This window comes from Niallia sp. FSL W8-0635 (genome assembly GCF_038007965.1).
GTDB lineage: Bacteria > Bacillota > Bacilli > Bacillales > Cytobacillaceae > Niallia.
Window position 1 is genome coordinate 3,343,403 of sequence record NZ_JBBOYD010000001.1, and the last position, 20,592, is coordinate 3,363,994.

A 20,592-nucleotide genomic window follows, 5' to 3' on the forward strand; every position below is an offset into this window, starting at 1 on the left:
CAACCTTCAGAAACAAACACATAATACCTTAACGGGAAATAATTTACTTTGAGGATGTAAAACAATTGTTGCTAAATTAACAAGCATTTAAATACCGTACTAATTACTTATCTGTTCCTAATACAAACAGGAGGAATCTCACTACAAGCAACTAAAAATTACCATGTAATAGGACTACATTTTACAATGTATATAAAAGAATGAAGTGATTTTTTAATAATTTAGTTAAATTATACTAATTATACCATATTACCAATAGATAGCCAAAAATATATTTTTGGCTTTCGTTTACATTTCCCATAATCCTTAGGATATGTCATTACGTTCTCCAACATTCAAAATAATAGAAATCACTACTTGACTATTCACCTATAAAAATTATATAATATTCTTTGTGTAAAATAGCGCAGCATATGTAAACACTTTTTATTCTATTTTGTTCCTCAGGATTATTTCTGATGGTGTATTGTGTAACCCTTGGCTGCTAGGGCGAAGGTACAGGAAGACAAAATAAATAGGAAGATATGTTACATCTGTTTTTATTTTACCAAATAAAAACATGAAGGAGGAGTCAATTATGGCTCGTTATACAGGTCCAAGCTGGAAACTTTCTCGTCGTCTTGGTATTTCTTTAAGTGGTACAGGTAAGGAGTTAGACAAACGCCCTTACGCTCCAGGACAACATGGTCCAAACCAACGTAAAAAATTATCAGAATACGGATTACAATTACAAGAAAAACAAAAACTTCGTCACATGTATGGTGTGAACGAACGTCAATTCCGTAATCTTTTTGATATCGCAGGCAAAATGACTGGTAAGCATGGTGAAAACTTCATGATCTTATTAGAAACTCGCCTAGATAACGTTGTTTACCGTTTAGGTTTAGCTCGTACTCGTCGTCAAGCACGTCAATTAGTTAACCACGGTCATATCTTAGTTGATGGCAAACGTGTTGATATCCCATCATACCGCGTTAAAGCTGGTCAAACAATCACTTTACGTGAAAAATCTCGCAACCTTGAAGTTGTTAAAGAAGCAGTAGAAGTAAATAACTTCGTACCTGATTTCTTAACTTTCGATGCAGATAAATTAGAAGGTACATTCACTCGTTTACCAGAACGTTCTGAATTACCAGCTGAAATTAACGAAGCTCTAATCGTTGAGTTCTACTCTCGTTAATAGCTTTGCAAAGTACAATGTTAAAAGCCCTAGAAATCTTGTTAAATCAAGGTTTCAGGGCTTTTTTTATTTTACGAGAATGACTTTTTTGGGGGATGAACGAATATATCTGCAATTTATGGATTAAAGCAAGCTCATTTAGAGTAATTTACTTCTTTCTTAGTTCACATAAAAAAGCAACCGAATTTCATGGTCACTTCAAAAATACAGTATGATAAAATTCGTACAGTCCTTTTGGGCCTCAGTCCATTTTCTCTTTACTACATAATCTTTCATTTCATCGTATTCCCCTTCATCCAACTTCTACCAACATTCAAAAACCACGGTCTTCTCCCAATGGAAATAGTAATTCTCCCCAATCGACCTTTTCTTTTTTTCTTGGTCTTTTCACAAGGATATTATTTATATATAGTTCATCCTCATAAAAAAAAGTTGCTACCTGTACTTGATGAAAAAATGGAAAGAACAGCTCTTTTATTTTAGTTTCTAAATCTCTAGTATATATAATATTCGGTAGACTAATTTGAACAACTGTTCGTTCCCGTTTTTGTTCATACACAAGCCAGTATTCATGGACTACCTGACTAATTATCCTCTGTAATTCCGAACAGTTACTTTTCTTTGACTCCACACGAGCATTATCTTCCCTATACGCTAAAGCTTTTTGATTCTTAAACAATTCTATTACTCCATCTTTTTTTTCATCCATACTCCATTCTGGAGAAACGAGGTTACCAGTTAAAATTGTTGGGAAGACATCCGTTCGATCTTCCGCTTTCACTTGCTTATTTAAATAATTTATTATCGCAAAGTAAGAGGATTTAATATCCCAACAGTTTACTTTCTTTACTAGTTGTTCATATATTTCGTGTCGTAAATTAGTTAGAGTAACCACATTATTTTTCCACCTTACTTTATCAAAAAGCATTTGAAATTCAGGTATCACATAACTGCTTTCAAAATAATTTAAAGGGTACTGAAAAGCGATAGAATAATGGTCTTTTTCATAATACTTCATCATAAACATTCGCATTACTATATACTCTAAAAAAGGAGACGGTACATTTAAGACTTCACTGTTTAATTTCATTGATTTCACAGGAAAAGTAAGTCTATTCTACATCTTCCCGTTTCTCCCTCCTTCAATTAATTGTTTATGTTTATAAGTATAAATCATTTTATAGGATAAACAGATTGCAATTGGAAGAAAATATTACTTTTTCACATTTTAGACAATATATTGTAACAAAATATTACTAGGATAAAAGCAGGATTCTTGATTGAATTCATCCCTTAAATTTCCCCATCTTATTATAAGAACTAATTCCATTAAAAACGCCCCAAAAGTTATCCTTTCAGGGCGTTTTCCTTAAAACTTAATTAAATAATATTTTTTCTTCCCACGTCTAATGACAGTAAATTGTCCTTCCATACGATCTTCATCTGTGAGAACATAATCTAATTCCTGTTTCCGTTCTCCATTGATATAGACAGCACCGTTTGTTATATCTTCGCGCGCTTGTCTTTTCGAAGATACAATTCCTGCTGCAACAAGTAAATCTACAAGAAGCGCTTCCCCTTCTTTATGTTCATATGTTGGCACATCTTTAAATCCTTGTTTGATTTCATCTGCAGTTAAGTTTTTAATATCTCCACTAAACAATGCAGCAGTAATCTTTTGTGCTTGTTCAAGTGCTTTCTCACCATGAATTAATTTTGTCATTTCTTCTGCTAATGTTTTTTGCGCCTTACGCAGATGCGCTTCTTCTTGTACCGATTTTTCTAATCCTTCAATTTCCTCTTTAGCAAGGAATGTAAAGAATTTTAGGTACTTAATTACATCCGCATCTGCCGTATTAATCCAAAATTGATAAAACTCATATGGTGTTGTTTTTTCAGGGTCTAACCAAACAGCTCCACTCTCCGTCTTACCAAACTTTGTACCGTCTGCTTTTGTTACAAGAGGAATAGTTAATCCATACGCCTTCGCACCTTCAGGCTGATTCTTTCTAATTAATTCTAACCCAGTTGTAATATTTCCCCATTGGTCACTACCACCAATTTGTAATTTACAATCATGGTTCTCATATAAGTGTAAAAAGTCTAACGCTTGTAAAATGGTATAAGTAAATTCTGTAAAGGAAATCCCTGTTTCTAAACGACTCGCAATGGTGTCTTTTGCTAACATATAGTTAATACCGATATGTTTTCCATAATCACGTAGGAACGTTACAATATCCATTTTCCCAGCCCAGTCATAGTTATTCACCATCACCGCACCATTTGTTCCATCAAAATCAAAGATTCTTTCTAATTGTGCTTGTAAGCATTTCACATTATGACCAATAACATCTAATGTTTGTAGCTTTCTTTCTTCACTTTTCCCACTCGGATCCCCGATTAGGCCAGTTGCACCACCGACTAATACAATAGGACGATGTCCAGCATTCTGAAACCGTCTTAACGTTAGAAAGGGCAGTAAATGACCAATATGCATACTATCAGCAGTTGGATCCACTCCACAATACAAACTAGCCATTCCTTTTGCTAATTGTTCTTTTAAGCCTTCTTCGTCTGTCTGTTGATAAATAATCCCTCTCCATTGAAGATCTTCTAGTAAATTCATTTATATTCCTCCATTGATTATAATCCTTGTCATATTTATTCGTTATTGATGAAAGTAAACACAAAAAAGTCCCTGCATATATATGCAGGGACGCCAAATTAGCGCGGTACCACCCAAAATTTGAGAAAACTATTTCTCCACTTCATTTAGAATAACGGTTCATGCCGTTCACTGCTACTAATTTAAACAAATTTCCCAGCGAAAGCTCCAGGAGGTAATTCATTCCTTTATTTATACCATTTTACACCGACCAATGGCTCTCTGTTTATAGTGATAAAAGAACTACTTATTCCCTTCAAAGCAATAACGAATCAATATATAGTTAGCTTATTTTTACCATAAAAAAGCTGTTAATGTCAAACAATTATTCGAAAAAACAGGAAAAATATCGAACTCTGTCTATATTCCCCTCTTCTTTATGCTATAATGTATGTGATTTTAGGGGGAATGATACCATGAATGAAAGGCCGAAGTGGAAAAATGCTTTAAACCATTTTATAAGCTTCTTCACCAATAAACGAACACTAAAAGGAGCCCGATTAACCTATGAGGTAACCTGGAATGTTACTTTACTATTTATCCTTATTATTGTGATAGGTGGTGCTTTCGGGCTTGGAATTGGTGCAGGATACTTTGCATCACTTGTTAAGGATGAACCAATCCGTCCTTATACGTCCATGCAAAAAGATATTTATAATTATGAAGAAACATCCGAATTATACTTTGCTAATAATGATTTTCTTGGGAAGGTCCCTACTGACCTGGAACGGGAAGAAGTTAAGATTAAAGATGTTTCAGCCTTTTTAAAAGATGCTGTAATTGCTACTGAGGATGAAAATTTCTATACACATAATGGAGTAGTCCCAAAGGCAATCTTTCGAGCATTATTTCAAGAAGTAGCGAATACTTCCACTCAATCAGGTGGGAGTACATTAACACAGCAATTAATCAAAAATCAAATTTTAACAAACGAAGTATCTTTTGAACGAAAAGCAAAGGAAATTTTACTTGCACTTAGGCTAGAGAAATTTTTTGAGAAAGATGAAATATTGGAGGCTTACTTGAATGTTTCAACTTTTGGAAGAAATTCTTCTGGAAGAAATATCGCTGGTGTTCAATCAGCAGCAAACGGCATATTTGGTGTTGAAGCGAAAGACTTAACTTTGCCACAGGCTGCATTTATTGCAGGCCTTCCACAAAGTCCATTTGGTTATACTCCTTTTACCCAGGAAGGAAAACTGAAAAAGAATTTAGATCCTGGATTAAATCGAATGAAAACTGTTTTAAATAGAATGTATGATCAAGAAAAGATTTCTAAAAAACAGTATGAAGCAGCAGTGGCATATGACATAACAGAAGATTTTATTGGTCCTAAAAAAAGTCCACTGGAAGACTATCCTGCTTTAACCATAGAACTTGAAAAACGAAGTAAACAAATTATTGCTGAGATGCTAGCTAAAGAAGATGGATATACGGCAGAAGATTTACAAGCAGACGACGTTCTAGCAGATCAATACACGACAATTGCTGACCGACAAATCCATCAAAATGGTTATAAAATTCATAGCACAATTAACAAGAAAATTTATGATATTCACCAAGATACGGTTAAAAACTCTCAACTTTTTGGACCGGATAAGCCACAACAAGTGATTGATCCAGAAACGAAAGAAAAAGTAACCATCATGGAACCAGTAGAAACTGGAGCAATTCTAATAGAGAATAAAACCGGGGCAATCATAAGCTTTGTTGGGGGACGCGATTATAATCGAGAAGCGACTAACCATGCTACAAGCAGTGTGCGACCAAATGGATCAACGATGAAGCCACTACTTGTTTATGCTCCTGCAATAGAATTAGGTACATTATCGCCAGGTAGCGTTCTTCCAGACGTACCATTACGATTAAATCCAAGTACACCAGGAAAAGTATGGCCAAACAACTATGATTTCCGATTCCATGGTTTAGTTACTGCAAGATATGCACTACAACAATCTTATAATGTCCCTGCAGTAAAGGCATATATTGATATTATGCCGCAAAATCCAATGCAATATTTAGAGAAAATGGGCATTACTACATTGGATGAAAAAGACCATTCAACAAGATCCGCCGCCATCGGAGGACTCTCATACGGTGTAACTGTTGAGGAAAATACAAATGCATTTTCTACATTCGCAAATAGCGGGAAACATATTGACGCTTATATGATTGAGAAAATTGAGGATAAAAACGGGAATGTTATTTATCAGCATGAAGTAAAACCAGTTGATGTATTTAGCCCACAAACCGCATATTTAACGTTAGACATGATGAGAGATGTTATTAATCAAGGAACAGCAGCTGCTGTAAACGGCCGCTTAAAATTCCGCTCAGATTGGGCTGGTAAAACAGGAACAACACAAGATCTGAATGACTCTTGGTTAATTGCCACAAATCCAAACGTAACTTTCGGTGTATGGACAGGCTATGATACTCCAAAATCTTTAGAAACATCTGGTTTATCCTACAGTAAACGTAATAATTATTTATGGGCAGATTTATTAAATGCTGCATATGACATAGCACCAGAGCTTATCGACCCTCCAGAAACCTTTAAAATGCCTGGTGGAATCGTGAGACAATCTGTATGTTCAATTTCTGGATTATTACCTTCTGAGGGATGTTCAAAAGCCGGATTAGTTACAACCGATTTATTTAAATCTGGGACAGTTCCATCCAAAAGAGATGATAGCTTAGTTGCCGGTAAATATGTTCAAGTTGGCAATAAAAAATATATGGCTTTAGATTCAACACCAAGCGAATTTTCAGAAGAAGGATTAATGCTGAATCCGGATTACATTGAAAAATTATTTGGTATACGTATTAGTGATCCAAGTATTCTTAGCGAAAACAATCCAAAGTTGAAGAATCTTATCATTCCAAATAATAAAATTGAAGACAATGGTAAGGCACCTAGTGCACTGAACATTAATCTTAAAGGCGACACAATTACATGGAATGCGCATAAGGAAAAAGATGTTATTGGCTATCGTGTCTATAAAGATGGTAAAAAAGTGAAAAGTATAAAGGCAGAAAATACATTGAGTTTTAAAGCTGGAAATGGAACCTTTATCGTTAAAGCTGTTGATATTGCCGGTAAAGAATCAAAAGATTCAAATGAGATTGTAATAGGTAAACCGCAGGAAACTCAGCAAGAAAAAAATGAAAAGTCGAATCAAGAAAATGAAAACAAAAATATAGAGAAAAAAGACAATAATCCAACAGCCGAAAAGAAAGAAAATAATCAGCAAGATAATACAGAACAAAAAGAAAAGGCTAATGAGAAAGAAAATAATTAAAACAGTCTAGTGGGAGGATCAATCATTGATTCTCCCCTTTCATTTCTCACCTTATACCTATTCAGCTTTTTACACAAAAAAGCCAAAGCAGGAAACATACCCTACTTTGGCTTTTTTCATGTAATAAGATTATTTTGTTGAATTACGAGATTCAATACGATGTGGAAGTGTTACAATATGATCTTCTACTGTTTCTTTATTCATATATTTTGTCAGTAATCTCATTGCTACTGCCCCAATATCATATAAAGGTTGTACAACCGTTGTAAGTTGTGGACGAACCATTAACGTTAATTTTGTATTATCAGATGTAACAATTTCGAAATCTTCCGGTACTTTATACCCCTTATCTTCTGCTCCATGAATAACACCTAACGCCATTTCATCTGAACCAACAAAGATAGCAGTTGGTTTATTATCTACTTCCATTAATTTATCAAAAGATTCCATACCAGATTCATAGGTATAATCTCCTTCAATTACTAATTCTTCGTTATACTCTATCCCAGCAGCTTCTAATGCCTTCTTATAACCGCCTAATTTCTCATTTTTATTAATTGGCTCTTCTAATGAACCAAGAACAATGGCAATAGATTTATGACCTTTCTCAACAAAGCTAGTTACCACATCATATGCAGCCTGTGAATAATCAATATTAACAGAAGAAATCTTTTTGCTCTCCTCTATACTAGCAGCAAGAACAATAGGCACAGGGGACTTCTCAAACTCACTAACATGTTCCTCTGTAATATTACCACCCATAAATACAATACCATCCACCTGTTTTCCTAGCATCGTGTTTAATAAGTGTAGTTCTTTATCTTTATTTTGGTCTGAGTTACTCAAGATAATATTATATTTATACATTGTTGCTATATCCTCGATCCCTCTAGCCAATTCTGCAAAGAAGGTACTTGATATATCTGGAATAATTACTCCAACTGTTGTTGTTTTCTTGCTTGCAAGTCCTCTTGCTACTGCATTGGGACGATAACCTAATCGATCAATAACTTCCAATACCTTTTTTCTTGTTGTTGGCTTTACATTTGGGTTTCCATTAACAACACGGGAAACGGTTGCCATGGAAACACTTGCTTCTCTTGCAACATCATATATTGTTATATTCATTGTTATTTAGCACTCCTTTTAGTCGACCTTTTCTTTCAATTATTTTACGGCAAGAAGCTATTTCCTAATCATAATCGATATTTCCTTTTAGCTAATCTTGTCTAATTATGTACTAATGATACGATATCGTCGTAAAAGCCGCAATGACAAGCTTTCATTTTTTTTCAAAAAAAACGACTTTTTTTCATCATTTAGCTAAAAAACCTTTTAGTTAAGCATTCTTCCATTCAGTTTACCATAAAAACTAAAAAAATATAAATGAATTTGTCAATATAAGCGTATAAGAAACATTTTATTTAATAAAATAGTAGCACCAATAGAGAAAACCCCGTCCATGTTATATCTAACTTGAACGGGGCAGTTCTCAAAAGATGTATAAAAAACACATTATGCCTTTACATATGGTGTTGATTGTATTGCTCTGTAAAATTCATCGAATTGTCCGATATCCATTTGCTGTGCGGAATCAGATAATGCTACAGCAGGATCAGGATGAACTTCTGCCATTACTCCATCTGCTCCAATAGCCAAAGCTGCTTTTGCACAAGGTAATAGTAAATCTTTTCTTCCAGTCGAATGGGTTACATCAACAAATACTGGTAGATGTGTTTCTTGTTTTAAGATAGGAACTGCAGAAATATCTAATGTATTTCTCGTTGCACGCTCATACGTGCGAATACCGCGCTCACAAAGGATAATTTGGTCATTTCCTTGTGACATAATATATTCTGCTGCATTTATAAATTCTTCAATTGTTGCTGCTAATCCACGTTTTAATAGAATCGGTTTTTTCACACTTCCAGCAGCTTTTAATAATTCAAAGTTTTGCATATTGCGTGCACCAATTTGAATAACATCAATGTAATCTAACGCCGTCTCAATGTGCTCCGTACTAACAATCTCACTGATTACTGCTAAATCGTATTCATCTGCTACTCTTTTTAATATTTTCAAGCCTTCAACACCAAGTCCTTGGAAATCATAAGGTGATGTTCTCGGCTTAAATGCACCTCCGCGAAGAAGCTTGAGTCCTTTTGCTTGCACAGATGCAGCCACTTGCGCTACTTGCTCATAAGATTCTACCGAACAAGGACCAAATACAAATTTCGGCGTACCATCCCCAATTTTTGTCCCTTTAATATCCACAATTGTATCCTCCGCCTTTTTCTTACGGGATACTAATAGTGCTTTGCTATCATCCTCTTGTTGTAATTGTAAGCCCATTTTAAAAATTTGCTTAAATAAATGAGAAATCGTTGCATTATCAAATGGACCATCATTTTTATTTAAGATATGATCAAGCATATTTCTTTCACGAACAGGATCATATCGATGAGCTCCGTGGGTAACTTTTGTTTGCGCAATTTTTTGAACAAGGCTTGCACGCTCATTAATTTTTTCTAAAATTTCTAAGTTTAATTCATCTACTCGATTACGTAATTCTTCTAGTTCCTTATTACTCACAATCATCCTCATCCCTTCATTAAAAAGCACAATACTGTATAATTTCCTTTTATACAATTCGCCTAGATTCTTTATACAAATGCAAAAATATGTTACATTTCTCTTAATTGGGTTAATTATAAATCATATTTATCACATTGTCACTATTTTTCTTTAACAATTAAACGCTTTTAAGCGTTAAAGCATTATTATTTCCTTTTGGTAGTATAAGATTAATGTTATTTCTTTAATCCATTTCTGCTACTTCCATATTAAACAATAGAATGAATGCATGAATAAGCGTTGAAAAAGAGTCTATATTTAAATAAAAAGAAGGTGTTTTTCTGTGCAAAATAATGAAAAACTATTTGCATTAGATATCGGTACCCGATCTGTTGTGGGCATTATCTTAGAAAAAAAAGAGGAAAGTTACCATGTTGCAGATCTTTTAGCAATTGAACATACAGAAAGAGCCATGTTGGATGGTCAAATTCACGACGTATTAGCCGTTTCCAAAATTATTACAGAAATTAAAAATAAATTAGAAATAAAGCATGGACCTTTAGAAAAAGTTAGTGTTGCAGCTGCAGGTAGAGCATTAAAGACAGAACGAGCGTCTTATGAAATGAACATAGAAAGAAAGCCACTTATTACGAAAGAAGATATACTACATATGGAGTTAACTGCCGTCCAGCAGGCTCAAAGCTCTGTCGCAGAAAAAAATGAGCGTGATAAAAGTCAGTTTTATTACTGTGTTGGCTATTCGGTTCTTTACTACTCTCTAGATGAACAAGAAATGGGGAGTTTAATTGATCAACAAGGATTAATGGCAAAGGTAGAAATTATTGCAACTTTTTTACCTAAAGTTGTTGTAGAGTCATTAATAGCAGCCTTACATCGAGCAAATTTAGAAATGCAAGCATTGACGCTAGAACCAATTGCTGCCATTAATGTGCTAATTCCCCCTTCCATGAGAAGATTAAATGTTGCTTTAGTAGACATTGGCGCAGGAACTTCTGATATTGCGATTACCGACTCTGGTACTGTAATTGCTTATGGAATGGTGCCTGTTGCTGGAGATGAAATAACGGAAGCTCTTAGTGACGCATATTTATTAGACTTTCCATTGGCAGAGAAGGCCAAGAGGGAACTATCCCAAAATGATCATATTTCTATTTCAGATATCCTTGGTTTTACGACTGAATTGCATAAAGAAGAGGTCATTAAAGAAATAGAACCCGCATTAGATAAATTGGCAGATACAATCTGCAGGGAAATTCTGTCATTAAACAATCATAAATCGCCCAAGGCAGTAATGCTTGTCGGTGGAGGAAGCCAAACTCCTGCATTGCAATTAAAAATTGCTGAAATGCTGAATCTGCCTTCTAATCGTGTTGCAATTCGAGGAATTGATGCTATTACTCATTTAACTTTTGAGAAGTCATTCCACTTAGGACCAGAGCTTGTAACACCAATCGGTATTGCTATCACTGCTGAAAAATCACCCGTTCAATACAAAACGGTGTATATTAATGAACAACCGGTTAGATTATTTGAAGTAAATAAATTAACAGTTGGAGATTGTATTTTAGCATCAGGCATTAAAATGAACCAGTTATATGGAAAACCTGGTAATGCAATGATTGTAACGATCAATAATCAAAAAATAACAATCCCAGGAAGTCATGGGGAAGGACCGACTATATTAAGAAATGAAATACCTTGCTCGTTAGAAGATACTGTGGAAGATGGTGAATCATTAACGGTTTACCGTGGAAAAGATGGAGAACAAGCGATTGTTCAAATAAAGGATTTAATCGATACAGAACCAGACAAAAAGATTACTATTAATAATAAAAGCTATACTATTCATTCGAAAATCATTTGTAATAGCAAAGCTGTTTCCGTTGACCATCAAATAGAAGATAAAGATGTCATTGAATATAGAGCGGGTACTACAACAACCATTCAAGAAGTATTAGAAACCCTGCATTTAACGCAACTAATCGATGAGGCACAACCATTTCAAATCTTAATAAATGGAAAGGAAACAATCCTTCCTGCTTTCTCAGGAAGAATTGTAAAAAACGGGCTATCTTGTCGCTTAAATCAACTTTTTGAACATAATGATGAAATTATATTAGAAAAAAGAAAAACACCAACCGTTCAAGAATTGGCAGAAAGAAAACAAATTTTAATGTACCAAGTACTTCCTGTCTATTTTAATGACAAAAAAATAACCCTTACAAAACAATTAGCACAAATACGAAGAAAAGGACAAATTCTTCAAATGCAGGATCTTTTATATAGTGGAGACGATATTAGAATAGAACAAAAACCTTTTGATGGGTTTTTATTTCAAGATTTATTTGCTGTCGTAAATATTAATATGCCAGAAAATGGCGGAGGATCTTTTCAACTCTTACGAAACGGAGAACGTGCAACCTTTTTAACTCCCATAAAAAAAGAAGATAAGTTATCAATCATTTGGCCAGTTAAAACAGGAAGTAGTCCCTCTATGAACAAATAAAGACATGTAGCCATAAAATATTGCTCTTATTGTTAATAGCACTCATTAATAAAACCCACTAAGATTAGTGGGTTTAACTTTCGTTCACAGCATTTTGTAAAGAAGCTACGGTAATTTTCCCATGAGATGCATGCCAAGCAATATGGTTGTTTTTAAAAAGTAGTGCTTGTGGTGATTCATGCTTTACTTGATATTTTTCCGCTATATAGTTAGATAATGCTCTAGCCTCTTGTACAGCTAAATAGTATGTGTCAATATCTTTATTTTCTCCCACGTATTGTTTATATTCATCAAAAGCATTTGCGCTAATTGGACATGTCAAACTATGCTTAATCAACCAAAAAACGTCTTTTCCTTGCACTAGCTCTTCAAAATTTTCAATGGAGTCTATTTTTTTCATTTTTAACCATCCTTTATACGGAGTAAATAAGTGTACGGAATAGTAAACAGCCTTAAAATGCATAGAAGAGGGAACACCTTAAAAACATATAAAAACAGCCTATATACCTCTCTTTTGAAAGCAGAACGCAAAGGGGATATAGACTGCAAGCTTTAACACCATTTTATCCAAACATACTGACCATTAATGATTGTATTTACTTTCCGTCTCATCAAACGCTCTTTTTGTTTCTTCTAATTTCTGTTGAATTTCATCGAATTCTGAACTTTTTAAACTAGCACTCAAATCCGATGCTTGTTCTTTTAACTCATCGAAATGCTCAGCAATGTTATCTTGACCTTTTGTATTTTTCACCTTATCCATAATATCAACAGAAGTTTTAGTAACAACATTACTTATTTGATCCGTTTTATCTTTCGCAATAGAAATGAACTCTGTGCCTTTTTCTTTTACAGTATCCGTTAATTCAATCCCTTTATCCTTCCATACTCCTGCTTGTCCATTCAAATCATGAAGCAATTCTTTACCAGCTTTTGGAGCAAGAAATAAAGCTGTAGCTGCCCCAACAACCCCACCTAAAATGGCACCGACTAGAAAATCCTTAGTACTTGAGCTTTCATGTGCATGGATTATTTCTTGTTCTCGCTTCATTCTTAACATCCTCCTTTTAATTACTTCTTACTCGAGTTCGATTTTGTTCTGCTTTTCTAGCTTGCCATTGATCTTTGATATTCATAAATACCTTGCTATATTGAACAATTTGAGCAATTTTATCTTGATTCTTTGTAAGCGTACTTTCTACATTTTGTGTTATCGTTTGAACAGACTGATTAAAGCCCTGTACACTTGTTCCTACATCCTTGACTGCATCTACAACTGAATTTAAACTCTCAGATTTCTGTTGAATATCTGTAGCTAAATCATTCGTTTTCTGCAATAAAATAGTTGTTTCTCTTGTTACGCCATCAAGTTGTCTTTCTAACCCGACAAGTGTTTTCGAAACACTGTCCAGCGTAATATGTAATGATTTTAACGTTCTTGCAACATAAATGACTAGAATCGTAAATGCTATAGCTATTAAAGCTACACTTACATATAAAAGATTTATCATCCTTATCGCACCTCCACTTTTATTGGTCTTTTCCCATAATCACTATTACTAAAACCTTAGTTTCATTATAATTGGAAAAACTTACAGAAACAAATGATTCCTTTCCTTTCATTTATTAACATTGCAGGAAAAACCATGAGAAAGAAGTACGCATCTTTTTTATTTTTTCTTATTTTATCTTTTTTATTACCGTTTATATTTAAGGAAAAAATTTTTTCGGGTACAATAAGAAAGTTATTACATTTAAATTATATGGAGGTACATATGAAGGATCCACGCATTGATCAATTAGCAAAAAACTTAATTAATTATTCTATTCGTTTACAAAAAGGTGAAAAAGTCCTTATTGAAAACTTTGGACTTCAAAAGGAGCTTGTAAAAGCACTTGTACGCGAAGCATACGCCGCTGGCGGTTATCCTTTTGTTTCCCTAAAAGATAATGATATTAACCGTTCCCTTCTTTTAGGCGCTCAAACAGAGCAATATGAAATGATGGCACAATTCGAAGCAAATGTAATGAGCAATATGGATGCATACATTGGGCTTCGAGCTGGTGATAACATCAATGAGCTTGCAGACGTTCCTGCAGAACAGATGAAAATTGAAGGATCAACAATCGGTAAAAAGGTCCATAGAGAAATCCGCGTACCAAAAACGAGATGGGTTGTCCTTCGTTATCCTAGCCCATCTATGGCACAGCTTGCGAGAATGAGTACAGACGCTTTTGAAGATTTCTATTTTGATGTTTGTAATCTAGATTATGGCAAGATGGATAAGGCAATGGATGGACTTGTGGAGTTAATGAATCGCACAGACAAGGTTCGTTTAACTGGGCCTGGCACAGACTTAACTTTCTCCATTAAAGATATTCCAGCAATTAAATGTTCTGGTCAAATGAATATACCAGATGGCGAGGTTTATACTGCACCTGTACGTGATTCTATCAATGGTGTACTAACATATAATACACCTTCTCCTTATCAAGGCTTTACCTTTGAAAATGTAAGCCTAAAGTTTGAAAACGGAAAAATTGTGGAAGCAACGTCAAATGACACAGAAAGACTGAATAAAGTATTGGATACAGATGAAGGGGCTCGTTATATTGGTGAATTCGCAATTGGAGTAAACCCATATATTTTACATCCAATGCAAGACATCTTATTTGATGAGAAAATCGATGGCAGTTTCCACTTTACACCAGGACAAGCTTATGATAATGCCTATAATGGCAATAACTCCAATATCCACTGGGATATGGTAAATATTCAACGTCCTGATTATGGTGGCGGAGAAATTTACTTTGATGATGTACTTATCAGAAAAGATGGTAAATTTGTTATTCCAGAATTAGAAGCATTAAATCCAGAGAATTTGAAATAATGTTTAAAAAAAAGCCTAAGTGCCCGGAATAAGAAATAAATTGACTTCCAAAACACTAAATAAACGGTTGAAAAAAAGGACTCTTTAGCCTAGGCTAAAGAGTCCTTTTTTTATCCTAATGTTTTCTCATAAGCACTTTGATATTTTTGAATATCGCCAGCACCCATAAACAAGATAACACTGTTATTATGTTCTTTTAAGGAAGAGATTGACTCTTCTGAAATGATTTTACTTCCTGGTACTTTTTCAGCTAAGTCATTAATGCTGAGCTTCCCATGATTTTCTCGTGCTGAACCAAATATTTCACATAAATAAGTCGAATCTGCTAAATTCAAACTATCTGCAAATTCTTGAAGAAACGCTTGTGTACGAGAGAATGTATGTGGCTGGAATACAGCAACTACTTCGCGATCAGGATATTTTTGACGTGCTGCTTCCACCGTTGCTTTAATTTCAGTAGGATGGTGGGCATAATCATCAATAATCACCTGTGTACCTATTGTCTTTTCGGTAAATCTTCGTTTAACACCTTCAAATGTCATTAAACGTTCTTTTACAACTTCTGCATCCAATTCTTCATAATGGCTAAGTGTAATAACCGCTAATGCATTTAAGATATTATGATCTCCGAATGTCGGAATAGAAAAAGTGTTGTAATAAGTATTTCGAACATAAACTTCAAATGTTGTACCCTCTGTCGTTTTCTCCACATTTCTGGCCTGGAAGTCATTCTCGTCCCCAAAACCATAAAATACAACTGGTACTTTCGCTTGGATTTTTTGTAGATGTTCATCATCTCCACAAGCAAATATTCCTTTTTTCACTTGCCATGCCATCTCTTGAAAAGCAGAAAATACATCGTCTACATTGGCAAAATAATCTGGGTGATCAAAATCAATATTAGTCATTAATGCATAATCAGGGAAATACGAAAGAAAATGTCTTCTGTATTCACAGGCTTCAAAAGCAAAGTACTCTGCTCCGACTACCCCTTTACCTGTTCCGTCACCAATTAAATAAGCAGTAGGCTTCGCACCTTTCATTACATGTGAAAGCAACCCGGTTGTTGATGTCTTTCCATGCGCACCGGTAACCGCTATACTTGTAAATTGCTTCATAAAGTCACCAAGGAAACGGTGATAACGTATTACTGGAAGACCTAGCTTTACTGCTTCCTCTACTTCCTCATGTGTATCTGGAAAAGCATTCCCAACAATAACATTCATTCCTGGTTTAATGTTTTCTCGTTGAAAAGGAAGAATTTTAATTCCCGCCTGTTCTAAAGCAATCTGAGTGAAAAATCTTTTTTCCACATCCGATCCTTGTACCTCTAAACCCATATCATGTAAAATTTGTGCTAATGCACTCATACCCGACCCTTTTATACCTACGAAGTGGTAAATAGTCATATAAAGAACCTCCAACTACGCATATCTTTTAACAGTATATGATATCCTCGTTCAATTTGCTCATTGCATTTATGTATGCAATTTTGTTCTAGTTATATTTTTCTCATTCAGCTCATTATTCATGTTTCAGCTAAACATTAACTTTTTTTTCCTTTTTTTCATTTCACATTTATTCATTATACCATCTTTTATGTTTAAAAACTATGCAACAATACATTTCCAATGTATGACATATATTTTATCCATCCAAGCTTTTTCCTTATTCGCTATCCTGTAATTGTATTAATTCACTTTCTGTAATTAATACATCTCTCGGCTTTGTCCCTCTTGCTTCTGAAATAAACCCTTGCTTCTCCATCATATCCATCAGTCTCGCTGCTCGATTATATCCTATTTTAAAGTTTCTTTGAAGACTGGATGTTGAAGCACCACCTTGCTCAATAATAAATTCACATGCTTCGTAAAATAGTTCATCCTCTTCTTCAGACATTTGAACCTTTTTTAATAGCTCTTCTTGCTCAAATAAATACTCAGGTTTTCTTTCTCTTCTAACATGAGCCACCACTTGGTCAATTTCTTCATCTGAAACAAAGGTACCCTGTAATCGTACTGGCTTAGACGTTCCATTTTCTAAAAACAGCATATCCCCTTTTCCTAATAGCTTCTCAGCACCACTAATATCAATCACTGTTCGTGAATCAATTTGAGAAGAAACAGAAAAGGCGATTCTGGTTGGAACATTTGCCTTTATCAAGCCTGTAATAACATCAACTGACGGTCTCTGTGTCGCAATTAAGAGATGGATCCCACAGGCTCTCGCTTTTTGTGCAATTCTACTGATTGCTTCTTCTACATCCGCAGGAGCCATCATCATCAAATCAGCTAATTCATCAATAACAATGACTAGATATGGCAATTTGTCGCTATATCTTTTATGCTCCTCTGCTAGTTGATTATATTTAGTAATATCTCTAACACCAGCATGTGCTAACAGCTCATATCTTCTTTCCATTTCTTCTACAGCCCATTTTAATGCCGCAGTTGCCGTCTTGACATCCGTAATAACTGGACTTGCTAAATGTGGAACATAATTATAAGGAGCTAACTCAACCATTTTAGGATCTACTAATAATAACTTTAATTCTTCTGGTTTTGCCTTATATAGCAAACTAACTAGCATCGTATTTATACATACGCTTTTTCCCGAACCTGTTGCTCCAGCAATTAAGCCATGGGGCATTTTTCGTAAATCAGTAACGATTGGCTTACCTGAAATATCTAAGCCCATCGCAACGGTTAAAGGAGAAGAAGAATGTTTAAATTCATCGCTTTCTAAAATTTCTCTTATAAGCACAGGTCGACTCTTCTGGTTTGGCACTTCTATCCCAACCGTATGCTTTCCAGGTATAGGTGCTTCAATTCTTATATCCTTTGCAGCTAAGCTTAATTTTAAGTCATCAGAAAGGTTTGTAATTTTACTAACCTTTACTCCTGGTTCTGGCTGTACTTCATATCTTGTTACAGATGGTCCTTGTGTAACATTTACTACCTTTGCATGGACATTAAAGTTAGTAAATGTATTATTTAAAAGCATTGTCTGCTCTTCAATCCACCCATCCTTTTCTATTTGTAAAATAGGAGGATGCAATAAATCTTCTTCAGGGAAAACATAATAAGGCAAGTCATGATGTTCCTCTAAGTCGTTCTCTACCATAGGTGTAACTATTTCTTCAACCTTTGTCTGTGGTTCATGATTAACTTTTTTTTCTTCCCTTTTATTAGCCATTGATTGTCTGTCCTTATTAAGCATTAACACATTAAATGGCAAAGGTCCTTTTCGAGAAGAAGTTGATTTCTCCACTGTTTCTTCCTGTCTTGACTCCATCTTCTCTTCTATTATTTCCTGACTATTTTGCGGGAGGCTTTCTTCTTCCTCTACTTCTGTTTCTTCCATCTGTATCGACGGGATTTCATTAGGCTGTGGGATAAATTCTTGATTCTCTTCTGAACTCTCAAGTTCCCTATCTTCCCTATTTACTTCCATATCCATTTCACTCGCAATCATAACAGGAGAAGCTATCTCATTCTCATCCAAATCTAAGGAACTTTCCTCACTATCCTTGTCGTTGGAAGCTATTTCTTCATCTAACCATTCTTCTGTAAACAGAGAAAGAATTGGCTCTTCCTCATTCACTTGTTCCGTTACACTCATCGATACTGTTGAATCTTGTGCTACAGCTATTCTTTCTTTAGCTTCCTCTAATGAAAGTAATTCCTCATTTAGCCTTTGTTCTGTCTTTATATGAGCTAATTCTTTCGGAATTTCGAATTGTTCTTTTGTTATAGGTTGCGGGATTTCAGTGCTCGTTTCTTTACTTTCCACATTTCTTTCTGGGCGATTATATCCATATATCGGCGAAACAATTTCTGTTGGCTTGAAAGGCCGATTTGAACTATATGTATTTGATGATTGTTCTTCCAACACATTTTTTTTCGGCTGTTCAACAGATGGGCGATTGAATAATGAAATGTCTTCCTGCCTATCCTCCTCGAAAGTTTGCCTAGTTTCTCTTCTTTTCTTTCTTTCTATTTCCTTCCTATTGTCTTCATCCCCATCTGGAATTAACGGAAAGCGAAAGTTTCCTTTCGGATATTGATAAATGACTTTGGAATCCATCTCCTTCTTCCAAGCTGTAGATTCTTTATCTGGTTGATCAAATTCCTCTACCGTTTCTTCCACTTGGTTCAGCTCATCTTCTTCACTAACAAACTGTTTAAACACTTTCTTGAACCAATTCACACTTAATCACTCTTTCTTTCAAATCTCATTACTATTTTAACAGTTATGTTCAGAATTTCGAGCACTATTTTTTAACATCTCTTCCTTTCCCTTTTTGGAAGGAGACTAAACAAAGAGATGTACCTTCCATTAATCATATGAATGGAGCAAAACAAAAAGAGAAACTTTTTGAAAGTTTGTTTAGTCCTAATTGCTCTTTCATCAAGTCTCTCTTTTTAATTAGGTAAAAACAAGGAATATTTCAAAAATAACTACTTGATTCATCAATGGATAGGTGTTCTTCTTCTAATATGTTTAACTTTTAAATCTACATAAAGATTATTTTAATATATAAACATTGCAATTAGATGTCATTCAAAAGTAATTTATGCATCGATTTCATTACATTCATACCATTATTTTTCTCTTTTTTTATTTTTCCCTAAAATAAAGATTGGTTCTAATTCCCCATCTTCGTAAAGAAAAGATAATGCCGTAATTGGAACTCTACCACTTGCGAAAAAGCTCATCGTCATTTGTGCAAGGATATCATATCCTGTTTCATTTTGAATATCACCAATAATAAGTACATCCTGATGTGGGACAGCAACCGTCATCGTTCCTTCAAGCTTTTCATTCATTTCTTTTAGAAAGGCTTCGTTTAATATTCTACTGGCATCGTAGCCATCATTGCTATTTAAAAAATAGAAAACATTCCCTGCAACATTATCCGCCTTTACATTAGTGGATAATGATCTTACATTGAAAAGCGCCATTTCTTTCATAGATGTCGGTGTCCATTTTTCCTTTTCCATCAATTTCTCGTCAATAAGACGGTACGTATTTCCCATATCCAACGCATAGTATATTCTTGTTTCTGCCGTATGCTCATCTGTTATAAATGGAATTTCCTCATTTGACTGTAGTGGAAAAGAGGTAGAACGGATAACAGGAAATATTTTTTTCTCTTTCCCTTCTATTTTGCTATCTTTTTCAATTGCTCCTAATCCATGCTCTATATAATAAACAATCTCATCTACAGCTTTCTCTTTTTGTGTTTCCCATTTTGCAATTATTTCAGGTAAGGAAACAGTGACTCCTTTGCCTGTTTGTTTACTTTCTATGCGTACTTGATCTTTTTTACTATCAAAAGTAAAAGTTCGATCCTCATTATTTATTCGTTGTTTAAGCATGTCCTTCATTTTTTTACTTGTCATTTTCATTCTACTTCACTTCCGTCCTATTGAATTTCGTCCTATTTATTA

General features: G+C 34.6%; 14 protein-coding genes and 1 other annotated feature. Of the genes, 4 read left to right on the top strand and 10 right to left on the bottom strand.

Annotated elements, in window-relative coordinates; all coding sequences use genetic code 11:
* Window positions 1–577: 577 nt before the first annotated feature.
* A complete protein-coding gene (rpsD, locus tag NYE52_RS16085) occupies window positions 578–1,180 on the top strand; it encodes a 30S ribosomal protein S4 (RefSeq protein ID WP_016202819.1) in 603 nt (200 codons plus the stop codon).
* A gap of 313 nt (window positions 1,181–1,493) precedes the next feature.
* Here the strand turns inward: rpsD and NYE52_RS16090 are convergent, their stop codons facing one another.
* Window positions 1,494–2,270, bottom strand: coding sequence for a hypothetical protein (locus NYE52_RS16090; RefSeq protein ID WP_341193991.1), 777 nt, complete (start codon window positions 2,268–2,270; stop codon window positions 1,494–1,496).
* 279 nt (window positions 2,271–2,549) lie between these two features.
* Window positions 2,550–3,806 (bottom strand): tyrosine--tRNA ligase, encoded by a 1,257-nt coding sequence (tyrS, locus tag NYE52_RS16095; protein ID WP_341193992.1) that lies wholly within the window; start codon window positions 3,804–3,806, stop codon window positions 2,550–2,552.
* An 83-nt stretch (window positions 3,807–3,889) separates the two neighbouring features.
* Window positions 3,890–4,114, bottom strand: a binding site (T-box leader).
* A gap of 147 nt (window positions 4,115–4,261) precedes the next feature.
* Between tyrS and NYE52_RS16100 the strand changes: the two genes are divergently transcribed.
* Window positions 4,262–7,147 carry a transglycosylase domain-containing protein gene (locus NYE52_RS16100; RefSeq protein WP_341193993.1) on the top strand — a complete coding sequence of 962 codons (2,886 nt, stop codon included), beginning with the start codon at window positions 4,262–4,264 and terminating at the stop codon, window positions 7,145–7,147.
* A 129-nt stretch (window positions 7,148–7,276) separates the two neighbouring features.
* Here NYE52_RS16100 and ccpA read toward each other — a convergent pair whose 3' ends face one another.
* Window positions 7,277–8,275, bottom strand: a complete 999-nt coding sequence (gene ccpA / locus NYE52_RS16105) for a catabolite control protein A (RefSeq protein WP_341193994.1) — start codon at window positions 8,273–8,275, stop codon at window positions 7,277–7,279.
* A gap of 387 nt (window positions 8,276–8,662) precedes the next feature.
* On the bottom strand, window positions 8,663–9,739 hold the full coding sequence (locus NYE52_RS16110; RefSeq protein ID WP_341195211.1) for a bifunctional 3-deoxy-7-phosphoheptulonate synthase/chorismate mutase: 1,077 nt from the start codon (window positions 9,737–9,739) through the stop codon (window positions 8,663–8,665).
* A gap of 325 nt (window positions 9,740–10,064) precedes the next feature.
* Here NYE52_RS16110 and pilM point away from each other — a divergent pair, with 325 nt between their 5' ends.
* Entirely contained in the window at window positions 10,065–12,248 is a 2,184-nt protein-coding gene (gene pilM / locus NYE52_RS16115) for a pilus assembly protein PilM (RefSeq protein WP_341193995.1), read from the top strand.
* Window positions 12,249–12,321: 73 nt separating this feature from the next.
* On the opposite strand, the gene ytxJ is transcribed toward pilM, so the two are convergent.
* The 3 genes from ytxJ to NYE52_RS16130 form a co-directional block, all read right to left on the bottom strand.
* Entirely contained in the window at window positions 12,322–12,648 is a 327-nt protein-coding gene (gene ytxJ / locus NYE52_RS16120; RefSeq protein WP_341193996.1) for a bacillithiol system redox-active protein YtxJ, read from the bottom strand.
* A 183-nt stretch (window positions 12,649–12,831) separates the two neighbouring features.
* Window positions 12,832–13,299, bottom strand: a complete 468-nt coding sequence (locus NYE52_RS16125) for a YtxH domain-containing protein (RefSeq protein ID WP_341193997.1) — start codon at window positions 13,297–13,299, stop codon at window positions 12,832–12,834.
* Between the two features lie 16 nt (window positions 13,300–13,315).
* A complete protein-coding gene (locus NYE52_RS16130; RefSeq protein ID WP_341193998.1) occupies window positions 13,316–13,759 on the bottom strand; it encodes a DUF948 domain-containing protein in 444 nt (147 codons plus the stop codon).
* 264 nt (window positions 13,760–14,023) lie between these two features.
* Between NYE52_RS16130 and NYE52_RS16135 the strand changes: the two genes are divergently transcribed.
* Entirely contained in the window at window positions 14,024–15,139 is a 1,116-nt protein-coding gene (locus NYE52_RS16135) for an aminopeptidase (protein ID WP_341193999.1), read from the top strand.
* A gap of 110 nt (window positions 15,140–15,249) precedes the next feature.
* Here the strand turns inward: NYE52_RS16135 and murC are convergent, their stop codons facing one another.
* From murC to NYE52_RS16150, 3 genes are all read right to left on the bottom strand, one after another.
* Complete coding sequence (gene murC / locus NYE52_RS16140; protein ID WP_341194000.1) at window positions 15,250–16,548, bottom strand: UDP-N-acetylmuramate--L-alanine ligase; 1,299 nt, start codon at window positions 16,546–16,548, stop codon at window positions 15,250–15,252.
* 259 nt (window positions 16,549–16,807) lie between these two features.
* A complete protein-coding gene (locus tag NYE52_RS16145) occupies window positions 16,808–19,348 on the bottom strand; it encodes a DNA translocase FtsK (protein WP_341194001.1) in 2,541 nt (846 codons plus the stop codon).
* 395 nt (window positions 19,349–19,743) lie between these two features.
* Window positions 19,744–20,544, bottom strand: a complete 801-nt coding sequence (locus tag NYE52_RS16150; RefSeq protein WP_341194002.1) for a DUF1444 domain-containing protein — start codon at window positions 20,542–20,544, stop codon at window positions 19,744–19,746.
* Between the last annotated feature and the right edge of the window lie 48 nt (window positions 20,545–20,592).

Bases quoted from the DNA above. Each gene is read 5' to 3' on its own strand.
- rpsD (WP_016202819.1), top strand. From the start codon at position 578: ATGGCTCGTTATACAGGTCCAAGCTGGAAACTTTCTCGTCGTCTTGGT.
- NYE52_RS16090 (WP_341193991.1), bottom strand. From the start codon at position 2,270: ATGAAATTAAACAGTGAAGTCTTAAATGTACCGTCTCCTTTTTTAGAG.
- tyrS (WP_341193992.1), bottom strand. From the start codon at position 3,806: ATGAATTTACTAGAAGATCTTCAATGGAGAGGGATTATTTATCAACAG.
- NYE52_RS16100 (WP_341193993.1), top strand. From the start codon at position 4,262: ATGAATGAAAGGCCGAAGTGGAAAAATGCTTTAAACCATTTTATAAGC.
- ccpA (WP_341193994.1), bottom strand. From the start codon at position 8,275: ATGAATATAACAATATATGATGTTGCAAGAGAAGCAAGTGTTTCCATG.
- ytxJ (WP_341193996.1), bottom strand. From the start codon at position 12,648: ATGAAAAAAATAGACTCCATTGAAAATTTTGAAGAGCTAGTGCAAGGA.
- NYE52_RS16125 (WP_341193997.1), bottom strand. From the start codon at position 13,299: ATGAAGCGAGAACAAGAAATAATCCATGCACATGAAAGCTCAAGTACT.
- NYE52_RS16130 (WP_341193998.1), bottom strand. From the start codon at position 13,759: ATGATAAATCTTTTATATGTAAGTGTAGCTTTAATAGCTATAGCATTT.
- NYE52_RS16135 (WP_341193999.1), top strand. From the start codon at position 14,024: ATGAAGGATCCACGCATTGATCAATTAGCAAAAAACTTAATTAATTAT.
- murC (WP_341194000.1), bottom strand. From the start codon at position 16,548: ATGACTATTTACCACTTCGTAGGTATAAAAGGGTCGGGTATGAGTGCA.
- NYE52_RS16150 (WP_341194002.1), bottom strand. From the start codon at position 20,544: ATGACAAGTAAAAAAATGAAGGACATGCTTAAACAACGAATAAATAAT.